16 protein-coding genes, 7 tRNA genes and 1 rRNA gene are annotated in these 20,723 nt (G+C 41.5%); 20 read left to right on the top strand and 4 right to left on the bottom strand.

Going from position 1 to position 20,723, the window contains the following annotated elements:
- From DW152_RS05730 to DW152_RS05680, 11 genes are all read left to right on the top strand, one after another.
- Window positions 1-2,729 (top strand): 23S ribosomal RNA (locus tag DW152_RS05730); the annotation flags it as partial.
- A gap of 66 nt (window positions 2,730-2,795) precedes the next feature.
- A tRNA-Asp gene (locus tag DW152_RS05725) sits at window positions 2,796-2,869 on the top strand.
- 7 nt (window positions 2,870-2,876) lie between these two features.
- Window positions 2,877-2,949: transfer RNA gene (locus DW152_RS05720), tRNA-Val, on the top strand.
- A gap of 7 nt (window positions 2,950-2,956) precedes the next feature.
- Window positions 2,957-3,038: transfer RNA gene (locus DW152_RS05715), tRNA-Tyr, on the top strand.
- Window positions 3,039-3,056: 18 nt separating this feature from the next.
- Window positions 3,057-3,129 (top strand) — tRNA-Thr (locus DW152_RS05710).
- Window positions 3,130-3,160: 31 nt separating this feature from the next.
- Window positions 3,161-3,234: transfer RNA gene (locus DW152_RS05705), tRNA-Met, on the top strand.
- 4 nt (window positions 3,235-3,238) lie between these two features.
- A tRNA-Phe gene (locus DW152_RS05700) sits at window positions 3,239-3,311 on the top strand.
- A gap of 25 nt (window positions 3,312-3,336) precedes the next feature.
- A tRNA-Lys gene (locus tag DW152_RS05695) sits at window positions 3,337-3,409 on the top strand.
- Between the two features lie 456 nt (window positions 3,410-3,865).
- Window positions 3,866-6,424, top strand: a complete 2,559-nt coding sequence (locus DW152_RS05690) for a cation-translocating P-type ATPase (RefSeq protein ID WP_118288166.1) — start codon at window positions 3,866-3,868, stop codon at window positions 6,422-6,424.
- A 135-nt stretch (window positions 6,425-6,559) separates the two neighbouring features.
- A complete protein-coding gene (locus DW152_RS05685) occupies window positions 6,560-7,720 on the top strand; it encodes an AI-2E family transporter (RefSeq protein WP_118288149.1) in 1,161 nt (386 codons plus the stop codon).
- 83 nt (window positions 7,721-7,803) lie between these two features.
- Window positions 7,804-9,792 (top strand): right-handed parallel beta-helix repeat-containing protein, encoded by a 1,989-nt coding sequence (locus tag DW152_RS05680; protein ID WP_118288148.1) that lies wholly within the window; start codon window positions 7,804-7,806, stop codon window positions 9,790-9,792.
- 159 nt (window positions 9,793-9,951) lie between these two features.
- Here the strand turns inward: DW152_RS05680 and DW152_RS05675 are convergent, their stop codons facing one another.
- Window positions 9,952-10,494, bottom strand: a complete 543-nt coding sequence (locus DW152_RS05675) for an NADH peroxidase (RefSeq protein ID WP_021859852.1) — start codon at window positions 10,492-10,494, stop codon at window positions 9,952-9,954.
- A gap of 126 nt (window positions 10,495-10,620) precedes the next feature.
- The gene (locus DW152_RS05670) at window positions 10,621-11,022 is read right to left on the bottom strand and encodes a Fur family transcriptional regulator (RefSeq protein WP_021859853.1); all 402 of its coding nucleotides are present in this window, start codon (window positions 11,020-11,022) and stop codon (window positions 10,621-10,623) included.
- 270 nt (window positions 11,023-11,292) lie between these two features.
- Between DW152_RS05670 and DW152_RS05665 the strand changes: the two genes are divergently transcribed.
- Complete coding sequence (locus DW152_RS05665; RefSeq protein ID WP_118288147.1) at window positions 11,293-12,159, top strand: C40 family peptidase; 867 nt, start codon at window positions 11,293-11,295, stop codon at window positions 12,157-12,159.
- A 510-nt stretch (window positions 12,160-12,669) separates the two neighbouring features.
- Complete coding sequence (locus DW152_RS05660; RefSeq protein ID WP_117537434.1) at window positions 12,670-12,876, top strand: DUF1858 domain-containing protein; 207 nt, start codon at window positions 12,670-12,672, stop codon at window positions 12,874-12,876.
- Between the two features lie 94 nt (window positions 12,877-12,970).
- Here the strand turns inward: DW152_RS05660 and DW152_RS05655 are convergent, their stop codons facing one another.
- Window positions 12,971-13,795, bottom strand: coding sequence for an adaptor protein MecA (locus DW152_RS05655; protein ID WP_186856085.1), 825 nt, complete (start codon window positions 13,793-13,795; stop codon window positions 12,971-12,973).
- A 433-nt stretch (window positions 13,796-14,228) separates the two neighbouring features.
- On the opposite strand from DW152_RS05655, the gene DW152_RS05650 reads away from it, so the two are divergent.
- From DW152_RS05650 to DW152_RS05620, 7 genes are all read left to right on the top strand, one after another.
- Complete coding sequence (locus DW152_RS05650) at window positions 14,229-14,477, top strand: hypothetical protein (RefSeq protein ID WP_021859857.1); 249 nt, start codon at window positions 14,229-14,231, stop codon at window positions 14,475-14,477.
- Between the two features lie 68 nt (window positions 14,478-14,545).
- Window positions 14,546-16,498, top strand: coding sequence for a glycosyl hydrolase family 18 protein (locus DW152_RS05645; RefSeq protein ID WP_243059819.1), 1,953 nt, complete (start codon window positions 14,546-14,548; stop codon window positions 16,496-16,498).
- A gap of 79 nt (window positions 16,499-16,577) precedes the next feature.
- Window positions 16,578-17,318, top strand: coding sequence for an N-acetylmuramoyl-L-alanine amidase (locus DW152_RS05640; protein WP_318532597.1), 741 nt, complete (start codon window positions 16,578-16,580; stop codon window positions 17,316-17,318).
- Window positions 17,319-17,329: 11 nt separating this feature from the next.
- Window positions 17,330-18,382 carry an L-threonylcarbamoyladenylate synthase gene (locus DW152_RS05635; protein WP_318532596.1) on the top strand — a complete coding sequence of 351 codons (1,053 nt, stop codon included), beginning with the start codon at window positions 17,330-17,332 and terminating at the stop codon, window positions 18,380-18,382.
- 63 nt (window positions 18,383-18,445) lie between these two features.
- A complete protein-coding gene (gene upp / locus DW152_RS05630) occupies window positions 18,446-19,075 on the top strand; it encodes a uracil phosphoribosyltransferase (RefSeq protein WP_021859861.1) in 630 nt (209 codons plus the stop codon).
- A 17-nt stretch (window positions 19,076-19,092) separates the two neighbouring features.
- A complete protein-coding gene (locus DW152_RS05625) occupies window positions 19,093-19,581 on the top strand; it encodes a deoxycytidylate deaminase (protein WP_021859862.1) in 489 nt (162 codons plus the stop codon).
- Window positions 19,582-19,714: 133 nt separating this feature from the next.
- Window positions 19,715-19,924 carry a pro-sigmaK processing inhibitor BofA family protein gene (locus DW152_RS05620; RefSeq protein WP_021859863.1) on the top strand — a complete coding sequence of 70 codons (210 nt, stop codon included), beginning with the start codon at window positions 19,715-19,717 and terminating at the stop codon, window positions 19,922-19,924.
- On the opposite strand, the gene DW152_RS05615 is transcribed toward DW152_RS05620, so the two are convergent.
- On the bottom strand, window positions 19,909-20,640 hold the full coding sequence (locus DW152_RS05615; RefSeq protein ID WP_118288144.1) for a 4'-phosphopantetheinyl transferase family protein: 732 nt from the start codon (window positions 20,638-20,640) through the stop codon (window positions 19,909-19,911). The genes DW152_RS05620 and DW152_RS05615 overlap by 16 nt on opposite strands.
- Between the last annotated feature and the right edge of the window lie 83 nt (window positions 20,641-20,723).

The following is a 20,723-nucleotide window of genomic DNA, read 5'->3' as shown; positions in this document are numbered from 1 at the left end:
CATAACGTTAGGAAGGGAACCCGGTGAACTGAAACATCTAAGTAGCCGGAGGAAGAGAAAACAACATGTGATTCCGGAAGTAGCGGCGAGCGAAACCGGAAGAGCCCAAACCGGGATGCGTGCATCCCGGGGTTCGGACCGCACAATTGATTCAAGAGTCTTAGCAGAATGGTTTTGGGAAAGCCAGCCAGAGAGGGTGAAAGCCCCGTAAGCGAAAGGACGATTGACAAGGCGGTATCCAGAGTAGGTCGAGACACGTGGAACCTTGACTGAACACGCGGGGACCACCCCGTAAGGCTAAATACTCCTTAGTGACCGATAGCGCATAGTACTGTGAAGGAACGGTGAAAAGGACCCCGGGAGGGGAGTGAAAAAGAACCTGAAACCATATGTTTACAAGCTGTGGAACCACTTTAAATGTGGAACCGCGTACTTTTTGTAGAACGGTCCGGCGAGTTGCGCCGGCTGGCGAGGTTAAATCCTACAGGGATGGAGCCGAAGGGAAACCAAGTCTTAATAGGGCCAGAGTCAGTCGGAGCAGACCCGAAACCGGGTGATCTATCCATGTCCAGGTTGAAGTTGCCGTAAAAGGCAATGGAGGACCGAACCCACATCCGTTGAAAAGGGTGGGGATGAGGTGTGGATAGGGGAGAAATTCCAATCGAACCCGGAGATAGCTGGTTCTCCTCGAAATAGCTTTAGGGCTAGCCTCATACAAGTCTTGCGGAGGTAGAGCACTGAATTTCCTAGGGGGCGTCAAAGCTTACCGAAGAATATCAAACTCCGAATGCCGCGTAGATGATGTATGGGAGTCAGACTGCACGAGATAAGTTGGGTAGTCGAAAGGGAAAGAGCCCAGACCTGCAGCTAAGGTCCCAAAATGTGTGTTAAGTGGAAAAGGATGTGGGATTTCGAAGACAACTAGGATGTTGGCTCAGAAGCAGCCATACATTCAAAGAGTGCGTAATAGCTCACTAGTCGAGAGGTCCTGCGCCGAAAATGTCCGGGGCTGAAACACACTACCGAAGCTCAGGAATCAACGAATGTTGATTGGTAGAGGAGCATTGGATACGAGACGAAGCAGTACCGATAAGGAGCTGTGGATTGTATCGAAGAGAGAATGCCGGAATGAGTAGCGAGAGGAAGGTGAGAATCCTTCCGGCCGAATATCTAAGGTTTCCAGAGTAAAGCTGATCTGCTCTGGGTAAGTCGGGGCCTAAGGCGAGGCCGAGAGGCGTAGTCGATGGACAACAGGTTGAGATTCCTGTACCTTAAGTAAACAGAACTGTGGGGACACGTGAGGAGAGCACAAGCCGGGAATGGAAAGACCGGTGCAAGCGAGGTAGGAGTGCAGCTGGCAAATCCGCTGTACAATCTGAAGACGTGATGCGGACCGAATAAAGAGTAGGGAAGTGTGTGAGCCATGCGTCAAGAAAAGCCGCTATTGTTTTACTTAAGCCCGTACCGTAAACCGACACAGGTGGATGAGGAGAGAATCCTAAGGCCGACGGGAGAAGCATTGTTAAGGAACTCGGCAAAATGACTCCGTAACTTCGGGAGAAGGAGTGCCAGTGAAAGCTGGCCGCAGAGAATTGGCCCAAGCAACTGTTTAGCAAAAACACAGGTCTATGCAAAACCGAAAGGTGAAGTATATGGGCTGACGCCTGCCCGGTGCTGGAAGGTTAAGGGGAGAGGTTAGCGGTAACGCGAAGCTTTGAACTTAAGCCCCAGTAAACGGCGGCCGTAACTATAACGGTCCTAAGGTAGCGAAATTCCTTGTCGGGTAAGTTCCGACCCGCACGAAAGGCGTAATGATTTGGGCACTGTCTCAACAATGCACCCGGTGAAATTGAAATACCAGTGAAGATGCTGGTTACCTGCGCCAGGACGGAAAGACCCCATGGAGCTTTACTCCAGCTTGATACTGGGATTCGGTATTGCATGTACAGGATAGGTGGGAGACTGAGAAGTAGTTACGCCAGTAGCTACGGAGTCGCTGTTGGGATACCACCCTTGCAGTATTGGATTTCTAACCAGCGGCCTTAAACAGGTCGGGGGACAATGTCAGGTGGGGAGTTTGACTGGGGCGGTCGCCTCCGAAAGGGTATCGGAGGCGCTCAAAGGTTCCCTCAGAATGGTTGGAAACCATTCGAAGAGTGCAAAGGCAGAAGGGAGCTTGACTGCGACACCGACGGGTGGAGCAGGTACGAAAGTAGGACTTAGTGATCCGGTGGTATAAAGTGGGATTGCCATCGCTCAACGGATAAAAGCTACCCTGGGGATAACAGGCTTATCACTCCCAAGAGTTCACATCGACGGAGTGGTTTGGCACCTCGATGTCGGCTCATCGCATCCTGGGGCTGAAGTAGGTCCCAAGGGTTGGGCTGTTCGCCCATTAAAGCGGTACGCGAGCTGGGTTCAGAACGTCGTGAGACAGTTCGGTCCCTATCCGGCGTGGGCGTAGGATATTTGAGAGGAGCTGTCCTTAGTACGAGAGGACCGGGATGGACTGGCCGCTGGTGTATCTGTTGACTACCAAGGTCATGGCAGAGTAGCCAAGCCGGGACGGGATAAACGCTGAAGGCATCTAAGCGTGAAGCCCCCCTCAAGATGAGATATCCCTACGTAAGTAGTAAGACCCCTTGAAGACGACGAGGTAGATAGGTCAGAGGTGGAAGTGTGGTAACACATGGAGCTGACTGATACTAATCGGTCGAGGGCATGACCAAGCAAGGTGATAGGTAAAGGATGAAATATTTCTTATATGCAGTTTTGAAGGTACATAACCTTTATATGGCCCAGTGGCTCAGTTGGTTAGAGCGCCGCCCTGTCACGGCGGAGGTCGAGAGTTCGAGTCTCTTCTGGGTCGTTTATATGGGATCATAGCTCAGCTGGGAGAGCATCTGCCTTACAAGCAGAGGGTCATAGGTTCGAGCCCTATTGGTCCCATAGATATGGATGGATTCCCGAGTGGCCAAAGGGGGCAGACTGTAAATCTGTTGGCAACGCCTTCGAAGGTTCGAATCCTTCTCCATCCATTAGCCAACATGGCTTGTGCCGATGTGGCTCAATTGGCAGAGCAGCTGATTTGTAATCAGCAGGTTATCGGTTCGAGTCCGATCATCGGCTTTATCATGAAAATGATAGAATTAAATATTATCGCGGGGTGGAGCAGTCTGGAAGCTCGTCGGGCTCATAACCCGAAGGTCGTAGGTTCAAATCCTGCCCCCGCAATTCTGCCCAGATAGCTCAGTCGGTAGAGCAGAGGACTGAAAATCCTCGTGTCGCTGGTTCGATTCCGGCTCTGGGCATTTGTCTTAGTAAGACATTTGGTACGGGCGTGTAGCTCAGGTGGTAGAGCACTTGACTTTTAATCAAGTTGTCCGGGGTTCGAATCCCCGCACGCTCATAGGAATGAGAGAGAAGTAGTATTAATTTAATACTGCTTCTTTTTTATATACGAAATCAAACAAGAGAAAATCTGCATAATTGTTTATAGAATTATTATTGACAAAAAGAAAAAATTTGTATATTCTAATAACACAATGATAAAAGGGAGTAACTGGCATCAATTAATGATGTTTACGACGTCGTCAGTACGATGAGTGATCATCCGTGTCGTAATGAAATGGTGAGACTTTTATTGCATATTTTATATGCAATAAGGTCTCTTTTTTGTTATGGCGACGAGGAAAATGCGCCATGCTTGCATGGCAGCATTTGACGACCGCTAATCAGCGAATAAAACTCGCAGAGCGTGTTTTATCGCTGTTATGACGACAAGGAAATTTATGAAGAAAAGCATTTAACATCATAAAAGAGTGAATACTAAAAGAGATATTATTGCAGGAAAGGTAGAATGAATATGTTGACAAATGAACAGGCAAAAGAAAATCAAAAAAAATATGGATGGAACGAATTGACAGAGGGAAAGAAAAAAAGCTGTATTATATTATTTTTGGAGCAGTTTAAAGATTTTCTTGTAATTATATTGATCATATCTGCAATAATATCCGGAATTCTGGGTGATGCAGAGAGTGCTGCAGTTATTTTCCTAGTTATTACAATGAATGCCATTTTAGGAACAGTACAGACATTAAAAGCGGAACAATCTTTAAAAAGTCTGAAACAATTGTCAGCACCGGAAGCGAAAGTAGTCAGAGACCATGCGGTGATACAGATCCCGGCAAAAGAAGTTACGATAGGTGATGAAGTGCTTATTGAAGCGGGGGATTGTATTCCGGCAGATGGTAAATTGATAGAAACGGCAAGCTTAAAAGTAGATGAGAGTGCATTGACGGGAGAAAGTCTGTCGGTGGAGAAGAATCTGGAAGATGTTCCGGAAAATGCAGCAATCGGGGATCGGACGAATCAGGTATTTTCAGGAAGCTTTGTGACGTATGGTCACGGACGTTATGAAGTGACAGCAATTGGAATGAATACAGAGATGGGAAAGATTGCTTACCTGTTGAAGAATACTTCTGAAAAAATGACACCATTACAGAAGAATCTGGATGATTTCGGAAAGAAGTTATCCATAATGATTTTAATATTATGTGGAATATTATTTATTTTAAGCATTTTACGTGGGGATAACATTTTAAATGCATTCCTTTTTGCTGTAGCATTGGCGGTTGCAGCAATCCCAGAAGCTTTAAGTTCTATTGTGACAATTGTTCTTTCATTTGGTACACAGAAAATGGCAAAAGAACATGCAATTATAAGAAAATTACAGGCAGTAGAAGGACTTGGAAGTGTTTCTGTAATCTGTTCTGATAAGACCGGAACCTTAACACAAAATAAAATGACAGTAGAAGACTATTATATTTATCCAAAGCGAATCTCCGTGTCTGAGCTCAATTTTGAAAATGATTCGGAAAAGGAATTGTTGATTTCCAGCATTTTGTGTAATGATGGAATGATCACAGATGGAGAGCAGATTGGAGATCCTACGGAAACGGCATTACTCGCAGTTCTGCAGGAAAAAAAGTATATAGAATATTCGTTTTCTGATGTCAGAGAAGCCTGTCCGAGATTATCGGAGATACCATTTGACAGTGACCGGAAAATGATGTCAACGGAAAACAAATGTGATGGAAGATATGTAATTTATGTAAAGGGTGCAGTAGATGTTCTTTTAAAGAGAATTACACATATCCGAAAATATGGAAGTGAAAAGCCGGAATTGATTAATGAGGAGGACAGATTATATATTGAAAAACAGAATCTTGAATTTTCACGAGAAGGGCTTCGTGTGCTGGCATTTGCGTACAAAGAATTAGATGCAGAGAAAGAACTTACTTTAGAAGATGAAAATAATCTGGTATTTTTAGGATTGATTGCAATGATGGATCCGCCACGGCAGGAGTCAAAACAGGCAGTCAAGGAGTGTATTAAAGCGGGAATCCGCCCGGTCATGATTACTGGTGATCATAAAGTGACGGCTGCTGCGATAGCAAAAAGAATTGGTATTATTAAAAATGAATCGGAGGCATGTGAAGGGGCAGTTATTGAAGAAATGTCAGATGAAGAACTGAGGACATTTGTAGAAGGAATTTCAGTATATGCGCGTGTTTCGCCGGAACATAAGATCCGGATCGTGCGTGCATGGCAGGAACGTGGAAATATTGTTGCAATGACCGGTGACGGTGTGAATGATGCACCTGCATTGAAGCAGGCTGATGTCGGAGTTGCAATGGGAATTACGGGAAGTGAAGTATCTAAAGATGCTGCCGCAATGGTGCTTACAGATGACAATTTCGCAACGATTATAAAGGCAGTGGAAAATGGAAGAAATCTTTATCAGAATATAAAAAATGCCATTCAGTTTTTGCTTTCAGGAAATTTAGCAGCAATTCTTTCGGTATTATATGCATCTGTTGTTAATTTACCAGTCCCATTTGCACCGGTTCATTTACTTTTTATCAATCTGCTTACGGACAGCCTTCCGGCAATTGCACTGGGGTTGGAGCCGCACACAAAAGCAGTGATGGAAGAAAAACCAAGACCAATGAAGGAGTCAATTTTGAATAGAAGATTTCTCACAGATATAAGTGTAGAAGGTCTGGTTATTGGAATTATGACGATGACGGGATATTTTATTGGCTATAGTGAGAGCGGCGCTCTGCTTGGAAGTACAATGGCATTTGGAATCTTGTGTACCAGCCGTCTGATACATGGATTTAATTGTAAATCCAGAAAACCAATTTTATTTACAAAGCAATTTTTTAATAATCCATATCTGATCGGAGCATTTGGAATGGGATTGCTATTGATCACAGGAGTATTAATGATCCCTGGATTACATGGGATTTTCCAGGTGGCAGCATTAGACTGGCAGCATTTATTGATAGTATACGGTCTGGCATTGCTTAATTTACCGGTTATACAGGGACTAAAATTAATTCGTGTGGGACGAGTTTAATTTTCATATCACTGTTAGCTGCTTTATCATTCGGAGAAAGGTGTCGGTGGCAGATTGTGTGTATAAAAGAGATTATGGAATGAAGGAAAATTTTAGGAGCGCAAAAGTAAAGAACATAAGGAGTAAAGAAATTATATGGAATTAAACCGGGAGAATATGAAAAAAATACGAGAATTAATTTTGTTTACAGCAATTGTAATTGTCTGCTTGTGGAAATTTAATATGGTATTGCAAGTGCTATTGAAAGGATTAAATATATTCATTCCTTTTCTTTTAGGCGGAGCAATTGCATTTGTGTTAAATGTCCCGATGAATTTTGTGGAAAGACATTTATTTTCAGAGGATAAAAGAAAAGGAAAACGCTACATGCAAAAGGCAGCACGACCGTGTAGTATGATTCTTGTATTGATCTTTGTATTTGGAGTTGTAGCTGCGGTGATGTTTGTTTTAGTTCCACAACTGGGAAATACTTTTTCAAATCTAGGGAAAAATGTTCAGATATTTCTTCCACATGTACAGGCATGGGCAAAACAAGTTTTCCACAATAATAAGGAAATTATGAACATTGTGAATAATATTGAATTTGACTGGGATAAGATTATGAATACCGGAATCGGTTTCTTTAAAAATGGTGCCGGAAGTGTGCTGGATTCCACAATAACAGCGGCAAAAAGTATCGTGAGTGGAGTCACAACATTTTTTATCGCATTTGTATTTGCTATCTATATCCTTTTGCAAAAAGAGAAGCTGGAAATCCAGGCTAAAAAAGTATTATTTGCTTTTGTACGAAAAGGACGTGCAGAGGCAATAATTGAAGTATGTTCTCTGACATATAAGACATTTTCCAGTTTTCTGACAGGACAATGTCTGGAGGCAGTGATTTTAGGTTCTATGTTTGTTGTTGCAATGACAATTTTCCGTCTGCCTTATGCATTGCTGATAGGAATTGTGATAGCATTTACTGCACTGATTCCGATATTTGGAGCATTTGTTGGGTGTGGAATAGGAGTTTTACTTATTTTTATGGTAAATCCGGCAAAAGCAGCTATTTTTATCGTACTGTTTCTTGTATTGCAGCAGATAGAAGGAAATCTTATTTATCCACATGTTGTTGGAAATTCAGTGGGGCTTCCGTCTATTTGGGTACTTGCAGCGGTTAGTGTCGGGGGAAGTCTGATGGGAATTACAGGAATGTTGATATTTATTCCGATTGTATCTGTGCTATATGCATTGTTTCGGGAAGTTGTATATTTAAAATTGAAGAAAAATAAGATCGATCCGGGGAAGATCCGCTAGCAGGAAAAAGATTGTCTGAGACATTGGTTTTGCAGAAATAATGCGATATAATATACTCCAAAGTAGTAATTTGGGAGGTATTTATGAAGAAGAGAGTAATTACAGTGCTTTTGTCAGGAATGATCGCCATGGCATGTACGATTGGCATGAATCCGGTAGAAAGTCAGGCGCAGGAGAAAGTTCATACAGAGAATCAGATTGCAGTACAGGATGCAGAAGAGACGGATGACAGTGTCATTACTGTAAGTGCAAAGAATGGATCTGATATAGCAAGGGAATTAGATAATGCTTTAAAAGAGGCAAGAGATACAGCTACAGACAGCAATCCGGTTACAGTAAAGGTGGTGGCAGGAAGCTATAAGCTGAGCTCCACGTTACATATTTACAGCAATACGACACTGGATCTGACGGAAGGCGTAACATTTACTTATTCAAGAACATCCAGTAATATGATAGAGACAGGAACAAATGGTACTTATAAAGGACATTCAGATTTTAATGCAAGTTCAGCTTGTAAAGGATATAGCGGATTCCAAAATATTTCTATTATAGGTGGAAAATGGTACGGAAATAGCAATTGTGATTCTTCTTTGATTCGTCTTTTTCATGCAAAGAATATTAAACTGGAAAATGTAACAGTATCAGGTGGAGGATGTGCACATCAGGTAGAACTTGCTGCAATTGATGGACTGAAAGTTAATAAATGTACGTTCAAAGATCTGGCAAGGAGAAAAAGCAGTGGCAATTTAAAACAGGAAGCTTTGCAGTTTGATATTCCATGTGATACATCTATTTATAAAAGTACATATTTGGATGGAACAACAATGAAAAATGTGGAAGTTACGAATTGTTTGTTCCAGAATGTACCACGTGGAGTAGGTACTCATACTCTTCTTAATGGCGCTTACCATGAAAATATTAAGATTATGGGAAATATTTTTAAAAATATACAGGAAGAAGCAATCATTGCATTAACATATTATAACTGTGAGATAAAAAATAATGTCATTGAAAATTGTGGCGGTGGTGTGTTAATTCAATATTTTAAACCACTTTCCAGTTCGGTAATGTCTACAATCTTTGATGGAAAGAAAGTTTACAAAGGACAGGTTCGCCATAATGCTAAAATGGTTGTTGAAAACAACCGTATGACGATTAAGTATACGAAATACAGTGATGAAGTATGCGGAGTTAAAGTTTACGGCAGAAAAGTTAGTACTACAGAAAAAGATAAGAAAAATAAAACAATCCCGAAAAAAGATTATTATATTAGTGGAGTAAAAGTAAGAAATAATGTAATTACTACAGCCGGACATGGTATCCATATGATGGATGTACAGGATAGTGAGGCAACAGGTAATAAAATTACAGGAAAAAATTATTATGCTAAAGATCCAAGAAGGAAGAAATATGATGGCGTATTTGTAGATTTAGGATCAAAAAGAATTACTACAAATTCTAATATAATAAAAAATATGGCTCGAAGCGGTGTGTTTACACAGAATTACAGTACATCAATGATTATTACAAATAATCAGATTTCCGGCTGTAAACAGCATGGTGTACAGATGTTTAATAAGAGTACCTGCGGAAAGCTTTCCAGAAATGTGATCAGTAATATAAAAGAGCATGCAGTACATATTACAAAATCAACAGCCAATATTAGTGGAAATACAATCTCCGGAGTACCATATGGAGTATTTGTATCTTCTGATGCAAAAGGAAAGATTTATCAGAACACATATAAGAGTGGTGTAAAGAAAAAGGTTTATGTTGGTGGTAAGACGTCTGGAATAACATCAAAAGCGCCAAAGATAACAAAGAAATCCGGAAGTAAGACTTCTATGACTGTGAAATGGAAAAAAGTATCCGGTGCAGGAGGATATGAAGTGCAGTACAGCACGGATCCGAAACTTGTTTCGGGTGTGAAAAGTGTATCCTTATCTGCCAAGAAGACATCTGCTTCTATGAAAAAGCCGGCAGCAGGAAAGACATATTATGTGAAGGTGTTTTCTTATAAGAAAGTGAAGGGAATGCAGATGTATAGTTCTGCGAAAGCGATGAAATTGTAAAGCCATTCGGAATGCGCTACGCCGAGCCAGCTCCAACGCGAAAAACGCGTCGTCGCTGTAGGGCTGTCGCCCAATAAGCCTAAAAATAAAGACGCTGGGATTTGATGTAAGTACATCCTTTCCCAGCGTCTTTATTTTTATCCTTACTCGGCTTGTAGCTTAGCCAAAGTATCTCTTAAGCAGTCCTTCGAATGCTTTTCCGTGACGTGCTTCGTCTCTTGCCATCTCGTGTACCGTGTCGTGGATTGCATCCAGATTTGCAGCTTTTGCACGTTTTGCAAGGTCGAATTTACCAGCTGTCGCACCGTTCTCAGCGTCTACTCTGAGCTCAAGGTTCTTCTTAGTGCTGTCTGTGATAACTTCTCCGAGGAGCTCAGCGAATTTAGCAGCGTGTTCAGCCTCTTCGTAAGCAGCTTTTTCATAGTATAATCCAATCTCCGGGTATCCTTCTCTGTGAGCAACTCTTGCCATTGCCAGGTACATACCAACTTCTGAACATTCTCCTTCGAAGTTTGCTCTTAAATCAGCAAGGATGTCTTCGCTTACACCTTTAGCTACTCCTACTACATGCTCAGCAGCCCATTCTCTCTCACCTGTCTGCTCTTTGAACTTGTCAGCACCTACTCCGCAGACTGGACATTTCTCCGGTGCAGCTTCTCCTTCGTAAACATAACCACATACTGTACAAACAAATTTTTTCATAATGTTGATCTCCTTTTCTTATAATTAATTTTTATTGTGTTTTGCAATATCAATATTAGTAATTGTTACTGATATTAATCTACCATACTTATTGAAAAATGTCAATCATTAAATTAACTTTTTTCATTAATTTTTGCCTTTTTTGAAGCATGCTGGACAAATACCAGAAAACAATGTTGTGTGAGATTCTATCAAGCCATCAAAGTTCTTACCTGCAGCTTCGTTCATCTCGTGGAAATACTTTACATCCATATCCAGATCAATGACTGCACCACAGGAAGTGCAGGTAAAATGATAATGTGGCTTCGTACATCCATCAAAACGATCTCCGCCATCCAGCGTAGTGATCTTGAGTGCTTCGCCCATGTCGGCTAAAAGATTCAGATTGCGATATACGGTACCAAGGCTGATGCGCGGAAATTCTTCTTTTACATGCTCATAAACAGTATCTGCAGTAGGATGTTCCGTTGTATGCATAAGATATTCTTTGATACACTCTCGCTGCCTGCTATATTTTAATGTAGCCATAAGCAATCTCCTTTCAATAATAGTAATAATTATTATAATTAGTATAAGATAATGATACAAGATTGTCAACAAGCAATCTGAAAATGTAACAATTTGTAACAAAATACTACATGGAAATGTCGTAGTATATCAAATACTGTAGTGTGATAGAAGCTTAAAAAAGCGTAAATAAGGTTGACATGATTGCGTTTGATGATATAATAATCACGTAACATATGTAACAATTCTGTAATATTTACAAAAGATAAGAAAACATAAAGGAGGGAGTTTATGGATTCTGTTCTTAAGAAAGGATTGTTCTTAGTTACTATAAGTAGCCTTGTGATGGGAATTTCTCCGGAAGTACAGGCTGCGGATACAGATTCTGTTTTACCCGGTGCAGGGATAGAGGAAGTTTTGAATGATTATGATGCTTCTGATCATAAAGTACAGGTAAAAGAGTATCTGGTTCCAACAGAGAAGGGTGAGTATTCAGATATGGCATTTGCGAATGTTCATTCGTTTCTTTATATAAGAAGTGAACCAACAAAGCAAAGCAAGTGGGTCGGCAAGCTTTATCCGGATTATGCAGCGAAAATAAAAGGTCCGGTAGGAGAGTGGACGAAGATCAAATCTGGTGATGTAACCGGATATGTATATTCACAATATATTACAATAGGAAAAAAAGCCCAAAAAAAAGCAAAAGAGATGAAAAAATTTCATTATGCGAGATCCAGAAAAGAGGAAGAAGCAATCCTGGCAAAACAGCGGGAAGCAAGTACAGTCGAAACGAACGATGCGGACGGTGGCAGAGCAGGCAGTGGACAGGCGGTTGTGGAGTATGCCAGCCGTTTTATCGGAAATCCTTATGTATGGGGTGGTACAAGCCTTACACATGGTGCTGACTGTTCGGGGTTTGTACAGTCGGTATATAAGCATTTCGGTATACAACTTCCAAGAACATCGTCTCAGATGCGCAGTGCGGGAAGAGCCGTCAGCTACAGCAATGCAAGACCTGGAGATGTTATCTGCTATAATGGACATGTAGGAATTTATAAAGGAAACGGGCAGATTGTAAATGCGATTAACCGGGCGCGGGGAATCGGAATCTTGTCGGCTACTTATGCTAATATTATAACAGTAAGAAGATTGTTATAAATTATGAAAATGTAAGACAATAAAGGTGAAAGAAATGAATAATTTCTTTCACCTTTTTTTTGTTCTGTAAAGGAAAAAATCAGAAATAGCAAATTGTACAAAAATGTCATATTTTGAAAAAAGCGACGAAATAAAGTTATCCAAGTTATCCACATCAAAATATTGAAAAAAGGTGGAAAAATCGTACTTTGTTGCAATTTATCCACATTATCCACATTATTCACATCGAAAACGGGGGATTATTTTATGTTAAAAAAAGAACGAATGTTTTGTGGAGTTATAATAAAATTCGATTTTTGTCGAAAAAACTCGGCAAAAATGTTGACATTTAAGATGTCAAATATTAATAGTAAATTATAGGAAAATGTTTATACAATGGGAGCGGAAAGAAATGAGAATATCCAGAAGAGGAATTTACACGAGGAATTACACGAGGAAATCCCCTGAAAATGTTTACATGATGAAGAAAAACGGATATAATAAATACCACTGAAGAGAAAAGGAGGTGTCATGATGGCACAGGTTTCTAAAGATATGACAATCGGTGAAGTTCTTGCTATGAACCCGGAGGTAGCTCCGATCCTTATGGAGATTGGAATGCACTGTCTTGGTTGCCCGGCTTCTCAGGGAGAAAGTCTTGCTGAGGCTGCTATGGTTCACGGAATCGACAGCGATTTATTAGTAGAAAAGATTAATGCATTTCTGGCTGCACAATAAGCCAGAATATAAAAGCAGTTTTCGATAATTATCGAAAACTGCTTTTTTCATGCTTAAAATTCCATATTCAAACTGTAATCTGTGGGATGTACAATTAAATAGCTGCGAGCAGCTGGATTGCATTGTCTGCAACAAGTGCTTCGCAATGTTCTTCGAGAAAAGCAAGGATAACTCCGGATGTCTTCTCGGAAGTACCGTATTCTGTCAGCATATTACAGATACGGTTGAAATCGTTAGCAGAATGTTCAGACTGGGATAATGCCAGAATATAAAGGTCTTCTGCCTGATCTTTGTATAAGGTGTTGGAACCGGTGTACATCGTGTTCAAAAGACGAGATGCTAAAAGCACATTGTCCATTGTGGCAAATGAAAACAAGCGAATCTTTGCTACCGGAGAATCTTCAGCAGCTACATTGCTTTCGGAGTTCTCGTCAGTGGCAGAAGCTACATTTGCAGAATCTGTTCTGGCAGAAGAATCTGTTGCCTGTGCATCGGACGGAGAATCTGTCTTGTCCCTGCTTTCGGCTACATCCATCTTCTCTTTTACTTTGCCAAGAAGGTCCAGAAGTGTCTCTGCTCCTTCGAGCTTATTCACTGTTTCGGATTTTTTAGTATCGTTCTCACCCGCCGGTGACGGAGAAAACTTAGAAAATCTGGTGTCAAGTTCTTCCGGATCTTCTACTTTAGTAATTATCAGCACGATAGAATCGGAAGAAGCCGGAATTGCCTCGATCATAAGAGGAATGTCGTTGGCTTCAAATCCAAATTCAAAGGCTGCCTGTTGCATCATATCATGGAAAAGTGATTTTGCTTTTTCGGTTCCATAAGCCAGTTCGCTCAATTGAAGCTGGCGTTCGGCCAAGTCAGCACGTGTTAAAGTACAACGTATCTGATTGTCACTTATTTTCTCAATCTTCATATTCATCACTTCCTTCTAGTTTAGTATAGCATAGAATTTTTTGTATGTTAAATAAAATAAATATAAAATGAAAAAAGGACTTGCTTTTTAAAAAGCTGTCCGCTATAATGACGTTACTAAAAGATAGTTTTCCCGAATAGCTACATTCTTAGAACAAAGGAGGGAAATTTTTTTAACTTTTCTGATATAGCATCTTTATTTCAAAACTATCAACAGATCAATAACATTATCGAACGTCGTTTCAGACAGACATTATCACAGAAATTAAGATCAACATCAATCTATTATGTAAATGAATACAATGCCTTACTGTCTTTTGGTTTAAGCTGCAGGAGGAGAAAAGTGTATCACAATTACAGCATTTTCTTTTGGAGTCTCTGGTATATGCAGCCGTAGTTATTATATGGGAACGGGCATTGAGAAGGAGGAATCCATGGGAGACCATCAGGAACAGCAGGTTCATAGTCTGTTTTCTGAGTTGACAGATTATGAAAAAGAAGGGATTCATATATTGCTGAATGGTCTGCCCGCAAGCCCTATGCAAGTCGTGCAGGCGCATATTATGCGGGAAGACTCAGTGTATATGCGAGATTATGTGTTGAATGAAAAAGGAGACATCAAGGAGCTGTGTTTTAACAACGTGGATCAACGAATTTCGGAACACGAATACCCCTCAAACTAGATTTTGTCAAATAAATAATGACGGGGCACATCTGTTTTGCTATAATAAGGTCTGACAGGAGGTACAGCATGGAAGAAAAAGATATGCAGCCGATGCAGCCGGAAGGCAGCTCACTGACAGGCAGACGAATCAAGGATGGTGCCAGAACGCCAGTTGCGGGCAGAAGAAGTAGCGCTTCAGAAGGACCAGGGATTTCCGGCAGAACAGGAAATTCCGGAAGATCAAGGATTTCCGGAAACAGAAGACTGGTAAGAAGAAAACCGCAATCCAGACGGAGAAGACAGCGGAATCTTATCATTAAGATGAGTGTCGTCCTGATATTACTGATCGTAGCCGTTGTAGGGACATTTTTGTGGAAAAAATACAGCCCTTCCAAGGAGAAAGCGGATCTGAATAAATATTATGGAATAGAAAAGAAAGGCCAGGTGGCGATCACAGTAAATAATAAGGTCGTGGATCCGCATGGTATGATATCCGATGGAAAGCTCTATGTGCAGTATGATGTGATCAGGGATTATGTAAACAGCAGATTTTACTGGGATCCGAATGAGAATATTTTATTGTATACACTGCCGAAGGACATGGTATCAGTCGAGGTCGGAAGCAAAGACTATATGGTGTCCAAGGAACGTAAGAGCGAGAAATATGTCATTGTTAAGACAGAAGGAAATACAGCTTATATTGCGCTTGATTTTGTTCAGCAATATACAAACATTGAGTATGAGGTATATGACAATCCGAGCCGTGTAATGATCGTCAGCGACTGGGGCAAGAAGAAAGTTGCCGAGGTTAAGAAGGATACTCAGGTTCGTTACCGCGGTGGTGTGAAGAGTCCGATCCTTTCAGAGGTCAGCAAAGATGATACAGTTACGATTATTGAAAACGAAGGATCATGGGAGAAAGTCCGCACAAAAGACGGATTTATCGGCTATGTGAAAGACAGTGCACTCAGGACACCGGAGACCAAGAATGTAACCAGAAAATTTAACGAACAGAAATTTACCAGTATCAAGAAAGATTACAAGATTAACCTGGCATGGCACAATGTAACCAATAGTTCCGCTAATAACGGAGTGCTTGAAAAGATAGCAAAAAGTAAAGGGCTTACAACACTTGCGCCGACCTGGTATCATGTAGCAGATACGGAAGGTAATATAAAGTCAATCTCGTCGACAGATTATGTGAACTATGCACATAAAGCGAATATTGAAGTGTGGGCGACCGTCAGAGATTTTGACGGAGGAATCAATTCGCAGAAAGAATCTTATGAATTATTAAGCCATACTTCACGGAGAGAGAAGCTGATCAATCAACTGGTTGCAGAGGCATTGCAGACCGGAATTGACGGAATTAATGTTGACTTTGAAAAGATATCAAAAGAATGTGGTGAACATTATATTCAGTTTATCCGCGAATTATCTGTAAGATGCAGACAGAATGGTCTGGTATTATCCGTGGATAATTATGTTCCGAAGGGCTATAACATGCAGTATAACCGTAAAGAGCAGGGAATCGTAGCAGATTATGTTATCATTATGGGTTATGACGAACATTTTGCAGGATCACCGGAAGCCGGTTCTGTTTCTTCTTATAATTATGTAAAAGAGGGAATCTCTGAGACGTTAAAAGAAGTTCCGGCAAATAAAGTGATCAGCGGAATTCCATTTTTCACGCGTCTGTGGGAAGTAAGAGCGAAAACGGAAGATGAACTTGCACAAGATGCAGGTACAGCGAACGAAGAGTATACCAACAAAGTAACAAGCAAGGCACTTGGTATGGACAGTGCACAGGCTGTAGTCAAAGAAGCCGGTGTCAAGACGACATGGGATGATGAGACGAAGCAGAATTTCGCAAGCTGGACTTCCGGAGATACGACTTACAGCATCTGGCTGGAAGATGAGAAGTCTATGGAGTACAAGCTTCAGCTCATGAAGAAGAATAAGCTTGCAGGTACAGCTGAATGGGCACTCGGACAGGAAAATTCAGATATCTGGCAACTGATCCAGAAGTATGTAAATTAAATATTGAGAGAATAAACATATAAAATGCCTCCGACAGACATATATTATGAAGAATAAAGTCTGGCTGGAGGTATTTTTTTTGCATTTTCCAAATATCCGAAAGAACCGGCATATGACGGATGCGACAGGGAAGAAAATAGAATTTATACTGATTCTTCTGGCGCTTATGGTACTTGTACTGCTTAGTAAAAAATTGGAAAAATATGCATCAGGAGAGATTGTAAAACTGGCAGAAAAAGAGAAAAAATCGCAGGTGATTGTGCTGGATGCCGGGCATGGCGGAAGTGATCCGGGAAAGATCGGAGTACATGAAGAAAAAGAGAAAGAGATTAATCTGGAGATTGCTTTAAAAGTAGAGAAAATGCTGAAAAAGAAGAAAATAAAAGTAATCATGACAAGAACAGATGATCAGATGTTGGATGATCAATCGGATGCAGGACAAAAAGTCCGGGATCTGCGGGAACGGGTAAGAAAAATCAACGGGGAAAAGCCGGTATTTGCAGTTAGTATTCACCAGAACAGTTACCCGGACGCCGGAATCCATGGGGCGCAGGTGTTTTATTACCGCCATTCGGCAGAGAGTGAACAGGCTGCAAAGACAATGCAGGAAGCATTGCGGGCAGCAGATATCGGAAATACAAGACAGGCGAAAGCAAACGATACTTATTATCTGCTGAAACGGACGGAGGTGCCGATAATTATTGTAGAATGTGGCTTTTTAAGTAACCCGGAAGAAGCAAAAAAACTGACAACTCCGGAATATCAGGACGATGTTGCGAAAGCAATTGTAAATGGAATCGTAACTTGTATGGAGAAATAGAGTGTAGTATAATGAGACACATGGAAACGATTATAAAAAGAGTAAAAAAAGGACAATTGGATAAAGATAGTATTGAGATGGCAGGAGCCATTTTAAAAAAAGGCGGACTTGTCGCATTCCCAACAGAGACAGTATACGGACTGGGTGCAGATGCGTTGAATGAGAAGGCAGCAGAGAAGATTTATGCTGCAAAAGGAAGACCTTCCGATAATCCACTGATTGTACACATTACGAATCTTGGTGCATTGGAAAAAATTACAAAAAATGTTCCGGAGGAGACGAAAAAAATCGCAGATGCATACTGGCCGGGACCGCTGACGATGATTTTTGAGAAGAGCGAAGCAGTTCCGTATGGAACGACAGGCGGGCTGGATACTGTAGCTGTGCGTATGCCGAGTGATGAAGTAGCGCGTGCGCTGATTGATGTGGGCGGTGGATATATTGCAGCACCGAGTGCGAATACATCAGGCAGACCAAGCCCGACAATGGCAGAGCATGTAGAAGAGGATCTGACCGGAAGAATTGATATGATACTGGATGGAGGACCGGTTTCTATCGGACTGGAATCGACAATTCTGGATATGACGGTTACACCGCCAATGATCTTAAGACCGGGTGCGATTACAAAGGAGATGCTGGAAGCATGTATTGGCGAGGTGACAGTTGATAAGGCGGTCATTAAGCCGAACCAACGGCCGAAAGCACCGGGGATGAAGTACCGGCATTATGCGCCGAAAGCAGACTTAAGCATTGTAGAAGGTGAGATGTCAAAGGTTATTTCAAAGATCAATGAACTGGCAGCAGAGCAGGTGAAAGCCGGACATAAAGTTGGTATCATTGGAACCGAAGAGAGTGTAGCTAATTATATCTGTGGAGATGTGAAGTCTATCGGAACCAGGGAAGACGAGTCTACGATAGCCGTTCATTTATTTGCCATTCTGCGGGAATTTGATGCCGATCAGGTCGATTATATTTACAGCGAATCTTTTGATACCGAAGGAATCGGAAGCGCGATTATGAACCGTTTGTTAAAAGCGGCAGGACATCATGTCATAACGGTTTAAACAAATCAATATTATAAATTGATATTTTAAAATCAGAACAAGTGTCAAATGAGGAGGAAAAACATGTCTAAAGTACAGGTTATGGATCACCCATTGATCCAGCACAAAATCAATTGCATCCGCAAAGAGGATGTAGGAACAAAGGAATTTCGTCAGATCGTCAGTGAGATTGCTGCATTAATGTGTTTTGAAGCAACAAGAGATCTGAAGCTTCAGGATGTAAAAATCAAGACACCGATCTGTGAAATGGTGGGTAAAGAATTAAGTGGAAAGAAACTGGCAGTTGTTCCGATTTTAAGAGCCGGTCTTGGTATGGTTGATGGAATGTTAAGCATGATCCCGACTGCAAAGGTTGGACATATTGGCCTGTACCGTGATCCGGATACTTATGAACCGGTTGAATATTATTGCAAATTACCGGCAGACTGCGATGAGAGAGAAGTATTTGTCGTAGATCCGATGCTTGCTACAGGCGGTTCCAGTGTGGCTGCTATTCAGATGCTGAAAGACAAAGGCGTAAAACATATCCGTTTTATGTGCATTATTGCAGCACCGGAAGGTGTAGAACGTATGCAGAAAGAGCATCCGGACGTAGATGTTTATATCGGTGCACTGGATGAGCGTCTGAATGAACATAAATACATTGTTCCGGGACTTGGCGATGCAGGAGACCGTATTTTCGGAACAAAATAATTGTTGGAGGATGGCAGATGGGAAGCAAAAGAGAAGATTATATCAGCTGGGATGAATATTTTATGGGGGTTGCGCTTCTGTCTGGAAGACGCTCCAAAGATCCCAATACACAGGTGGGATGTTGTATTGTAAGTCAGGATAACAAGATTTTATCTATGGGATATAATGGACTTCCTACCGGCTGTTCAGATGATGAATTTCCATGGGTAAGAGAAGGCGACGATCCGCTGGAGACCAAGTATGTTTATACGGTTCACAGTGAATTGAATGCGATACTCAATTACCGTGGCGGAAGTCTGGAAGGCGCAAAATTATATGTATCTTTATTCCCGTGCAATGAATGTGCAAAAGCGATCATTCAGGCGGGGATCAAAGAAGTGATTTACGACAGCAACAAGTACAAGGGAACGCCGTCCGTGTGCGCATCTATGCGGATGTTTGATGCAGCGGGAGTTCGTTATCATCAATATCACCGGACGAACCGTGAGGTGCGGCTGGAGCTTTAAAGCATAGGATGACAGAATTGTGAGAATACGAAACAATTCGTAGGGCATCTTTTAAGAATAAAACTTAAAAAAGGACGATATACTGGAAGAAGAACAACCTTAATATCATAAAATGAGAAAGAAGGAATTACATATGCCGGGATATCGGACGCAGGTGCTTGTAAATTTTGTAGTCAGAGCTGTGATAGGAACAGCCTTGATCTTTTTTGTAAATCAGTTTTTAAACGCAAGAGGAATTGACATCCGGGTTGGAATGAACCCGGTGACAGTAGTGACTTCCGGTGTACTTGGAACACCGGGAGTTGCTTTATTATATGGAATTTCTTTTTATAGAGGATTCTGAACGCAGTAGGCGACACTGCAGAAATATTTATCCGGAGCCGGAAGTGCCTGAACCCGCCAGAGCGGATATTTTGTGAGCTGGTACAGACCGGAATCTGAATCGATCTCATCAATACGGAAGGAATCTGCGGAAATGGTAAATCCGGTTCCGATTCCTTTTAAAAATGCTTCTCGTATCGTCCAGTAACGGAAAAAAAGCTGTGTACTTTCCCACTCCGGTAAATGTGCGAATCGCAGTTCTTCATCCGGGTGAAAGAAACGGTGGACAAGGTGGCTGCTGCGTGCATTTTCACGTATTTTTTCGATGTCGATACCGACCGGGGAAGAAAAGGAAAATGCAAACGCAATCTGCTCTTCCGAATGAGAGAGATTAAAGGAAAGCCGTGGCAGATGTCCCAGACCTCTGACTGTAAGTGCATCATAATCCAGATAAAGTTTGCCATGTGTGCCTGTACGAAGCACAAGTTCTTCCGGTGCGATGTGCAGATATTTTCCAAGCAACAGACGTAAGAGAAAGCGCGCAGTCTGATGCTGGATACGGTCTTTCCCCTGTGAATAACCGGCAATCCGGTTCCGTTCTTCTGTGGAAAGAATTTGCGTATCCTGTGCATCTGGTGGGAAATCTTCTGTTTTAAAAAACCAGACGTCTATCGTCTGCATTGGCAGGGTAAAAGCTGCCGAAGATAAATCTGAAAAGTGAAAAATATTTATATTCATGTTGTTATTTCCTGACTGTTTTTTATTAGTATTATATCTTTTGATGTGAAATTTGTATAGAATTTTAAGGAAAATGAAGGACG

The sequence above is a fragment of the Dorea sp. AM13-35 genome (assembly GCF_003473885.1).
GTDB classification, from domain to species: Bacteria; Bacillota; Clostridia; order Lachnospirales; family Lachnospiraceae; genus Dorea_D; species Dorea_D hominis.
This window is presented reverse-complemented; position numbering and strand designations above follow the sequence as displayed.